This is a genomic window from Microcystis sp. LEGE 00066, from assembly GCF_015207925.1.
In the GTDB taxonomy this organism is placed as follows: Bacteria; Cyanobacteriota; Cyanobacteriia; order Cyanobacteriales; family Microcystaceae; genus Microcystis; species Microcystis ichthyoblabe_A.
In genome coordinates, this window is record NZ_JADEVX010000272.1 from 1 (window position 1) to 4,091 (window position 4,091).

Consider the following 4,091-nt stretch of genomic DNA (forward strand, 5'->3'; position numbering starts at 1 on the left):
CCCCACACCCTACCCCCAGGAAAAACTTTTTCAGCAGACCCTAATTAAGTGGATAAATCGCCTCTTATTGTTTCTGTGTGTAAGGGATAAGAATAGGAATAATTTTCTAAAGTATGGTCTTTAAAGCTTTGCCTAGCAAGATTTGTATAAATAATAAAAATCAATAAATACACCAAGTTTCTCACAGACAATAAATGGGTGATATTTGGGAATAAAAAATAATTTTCGTTCAAAAATTGGCAAACTTTTTTATAGTTTTTAAACTAATTTGCGAATTAAACTTTTTAAATATAAAATCAATAATTTTCCTTTAGTTTTCTAGTAATTAAGTAGTCGTGCAAAATTAATTTCCTAGTGAAGATAGGCAAGAGGCAAGAGGCAAGAGGCAAGGGGGGTTAGATATGTGTAATTAATTTTGCTTAGGTACTTACCAGCCAAATATACACCTTTATATTCTTACAATAAACCAGCCACAACATTCAAATCAATACCTATTGCTTAAATTGAACATTCTCCTCACCTCAGTCCGGTTAATTTTTGCTTTAACGTTTTCTGCGGTTTGATTGCTTACTGTCACTAACCGAAGAAATCTTACCTTTAGATGAGCCTACTTTTACCTCAATCTGCTTAAACCGAACTCAGGTTAAATTCATCTTTTTTTCCTAATACCATTTTTCTTTATTTGCGTCACAACGAATGCAGGCTTGGCAAGCATTCGAGCGTGGATGTCTGTCATGGATTTAGAAATTTGGTATAAGTTCCCTGGAAAGATTAAGGTAAAAATTAGATCTATCGGCCTTTAGATTGACTGATCATGCCTATTTGCCACTGGTTCAGAGCTATCCTCGCCAATCCAAGCCCTGACTAACTCGTAGCAGAGACCGAGCAGAACCGGTCCGACGAACAAACCGATAATCCCGTAGGCGATCACTCCCCCGAACACCCCTAGCAGAATCACCACCATGGGAATGGGCAGACCGCGCCCCATTAAGATCGGTTTGAGGAAATTATCCACCAAGGTGGCGGGAATCATCCAGAGGGTAAATAATAGGGCGATGGAATTGGGTAATGTTACCCAAGCGTGAATGAGCGCCCCCAAGACAATTAAACCGGGGCCAATTTGGAGAATGCCCAAAATTAGGGTGAGGAAAGTTAATAAACCGGCCGCAGGCGTTCCCACCGTCACTAAACCGATGCCGATCAAAAGACTCTGGATAATAGCAACGCCAATAATACCACGGCTAACATTGCGGACGGTGGAAGCGGTTAGACTGGCCAGCGCGATGCCTCGACCTGGGGCAATCTTTTCCGCTAACCGGTTCATCAGGTGAGTCAGATTTTTAGCCGAGAGGGTAAGTGCCGCCGCAATCAGAATCGATACGATAAATTTCAGCACCGTCAGACCGGTACTGGTGGCTAGGGAAAGGGAGATTTTGCCCAGTTCTTTTAATTGTGGCTCGAAGCGTTGAAAAAATTGACCCGTGTTATCGGATGCCTGCTGCCAGAGACTGGCAATCCTTTCGCCGATTAGCGGCCAGGTGGCCACATCGGTGGGGGGAGGGGGAATCACCGCCGCACCGGTATCGATATATTCGGCCAGCGTTCGCAGATTACCGGCCAGAACCGCTGCAATGCCACTCACCGGACCGATAATAATCCCTAGACAAAGTAGGGTGAGGAGAACTGTGGCCAGTTTCGCTCGGCCAGCGAGTAACTTTTTTAACCAGAGAAAGAGCGGATACCAAGCGATCGCCAGAATTGCTCCCCAGAGGATCATGGTTAGGAAGGGACGCAGCAGGGTAAAACCAGCAAATAACAACAGGCCGAGAAAAAACAGCCGGATGACGAGATCGATAATTTTAGCGTCATTTTTCATCAATAGCGATCGCCTTTTGGCTAGATGAGGACATTGCTGCAATTATGGCAGTTTTTCGTTATCGGTAGTGATTCGCTAGTAGTGGTGAGCCTTCTTGCTGATCTGGTGGGGATTGTGTAGAATGTTTCCTGATCAAAATAACTGCCCGATAAATCTCTACAACTGATTCTTTCAGGGTAAATCTCCTGACAAATATCTTTTTTTTTGGTCGGTGCAATGCTTACTTCCAATCGTCTTGATCGAGTAAAATCGACTAATTTAATCTATTAACAATGATGCAGACAAATTTATTAGAAGTGCGGGGAGCCACCCGTCGATTTGGGGGATTAGTCGCTGTGGATGGGGTTGGCTTTCAGGTACAAAAAAACGAGATTTTTGGCTTAATTGGACCCAATGGGGCGGGAAAAACGACTTTATTTAATCTGATCACTGGTTTAATTCCCCTATCCAGTGGTGATTTAATTTATCAAGGCGACAGTCTGGCGAATTATCGTCCTCACCAGATCGCTCAGGCAGGAATTGCCCGGACTTTCCAGAATTTGCGCTTATTTGGTGAATTATCGGCTTTAGAAAATGTAGCGATCGCTGGACATATTCACAATAGATCCAATCTTTGGACAGGAATTTTGGGTTTACCAGTTTCGAGAAGGGAGGAGGAAAAAACCTATAAAAGAGCGGGGGAATTATTAGATTTAGTCGGATTAACCGACCAAAGCAATCGAAAAGCCCGTAATTTAGCCTATGGTGATCAAAGACGCTTGGAAATTGCCCGCGCTTTAGCTTTGCAACCCCAGTTATTACTCCTCGATGAACCAGCAGCCGGGATGAATCCCAGCGAAAAGGGGTCATTAAGTCAGCTAATTCGACAAATACGCGATAATTTAGCGTTAACTGTCCTGTTAATCGAACATCATGTGCCTTTAGTGATGGGATTATGCGATCGCATTGCCGTGTTAGATTTCGGTAAGTTAATCGCTTTGGGAGATCCAGCTACAGTCAGGGAGAATCCTGCGGTGATTGAAGCTTATTTAGGGGATGAATAAGGATTTTAGATAAATACTCAATCCCGCCCCGCATTTCGTCAGGACTCAGCCTTGATGTTAGCCTGTGCTGTAGAAGCAAGAGTTTTGTTATCTCGCATTACTCTAATCAAAAATCGTAATGCTTCGTTAACCGCATCAGCAGTGGGAAACATTTCTGCGACATCAGGCTCCAACCGCACAGTGACTCCACCAAAGCTTTTTCTTCCAGCGCCTAACTTTCTAACTCGGAGGTGCTTCAAGTCATACTCTGTCCGTAAATCATCTTCCATTTCTGGCTCATCCCTCTTCATAAGCTTCTCGTTCGGTTTGCGTCACTTCCCTTGCACTAATGAGTCGAATTACATCTCCTCTTTCAGTATAGGATACAATTAACAATCGCCCTCGATCTGACTCGCCAACAATCAGATATCGTTCCTCGCTCTCAGAATGCTCTGGATCATAGAAGTCAACATAGAGAGGATCATCAAAAACAGTGGCTCTTCTGGCTTCTGTGTGGAAACGAGGTCTATACTGATAGTTTCTTCGACAAAATAGTCCTAAAAGTGTTACCCGATAAGCATTTCACGATTCCATAAGCAAAAATTATCACACAAAGTCGAGAAGAGCCAAACAGTTTTTGCTTCCTCAAATGAAACTCCGTGCTTGGATAAATTGTTTACTGCTTTGTTTTTATTCCACTCAAACTGCATGGAAATACTGTATCAGCAATTTTTTCTGATTACCACAAGTACGGGAGAGCCAATTTTACTTCATTCATTCACACTTCTATCATTTTGACAAAAAAAAGCGCTCGCGCTATATTTATAGAGGGCGATCACTTCTAATGTCAGTATTGCATCCTAAGTCGTTTATTATCAGCAACGCCCAGATAATTTACTCGCTATTTAAGGGCGGACTGCTAATAACTGGACTTGTACCGTTTCAGGAAGTTTTATGGCTCTTCGGGAATTGTTATGCAAATAATTAACTTAAAATAAAATTCGATGAGAGTACCTACGCCTAAAAGTAGCTGAAATCTATACAGGGAGACACTTACGGCACAAACAAGTTAATATCAAAAGATAGACAATCGAGTTAAGATTTGATATAATAGCCAAAAACCAGAGTATTTTACTTATGATACTTGACAAATTTTTGAACCTAAAAGGAACGTCTATTCAAGGCTATCTACA

Annotated in this window: 3 protein-coding genes and 1 pseudogene; 1 reads left to right on the top strand and 3 read right to left on the bottom strand. The window is 42.4% G+C overall.

Going from position 1 to position 4,091, the window contains the following annotated elements; translation table 11 throughout:
• Positions 1–799 precede the first annotated feature (799 nt).
• Complete coding sequence (locus tag IQ224_RS22105) at positions 800–1,876, bottom strand: AI-2E family transporter (RefSeq protein WP_002745628.1); 1,077 nt, start codon at positions 1,874–1,876, stop codon at positions 800–802.
• A 275-nt stretch (positions 1,877–2,151) separates the two neighbouring features.
• On the opposite strand from IQ224_RS22105, the gene IQ224_RS22110 reads away from it, so the two are divergent.
• Positions 2,152–2,919: an ABC transporter ATP-binding protein gene (locus tag IQ224_RS22110; protein WP_002745626.1), complete on the top strand. Its 768-nt coding sequence runs from the start codon at positions 2,152–2,154 to the stop codon at positions 2,917–2,919.
• A 38-nt stretch (positions 2,920–2,957) separates the two neighbouring features.
• On the opposite strand, the gene IQ224_RS22115 is transcribed toward IQ224_RS22110, so the two are convergent.
• Complete coding sequence (locus tag IQ224_RS22115; RefSeq protein ID WP_036401676.1) at positions 2,958–3,209, bottom strand: hypothetical protein; 252 nt, start codon at positions 3,207–3,209, stop codon at positions 2,958–2,960.
• Positions 3,196–3,608 (bottom strand): annotated as a pseudogene (locus IQ224_RS25180) (BrnT family toxin). The gene IQ224_RS22115 and the pseudogene IQ224_RS25180 overlap by 14 nt, the downstream one beginning before the upstream one ends.
• Between the last annotated feature and the right edge of the window lie 483 nt (positions 3,609–4,091).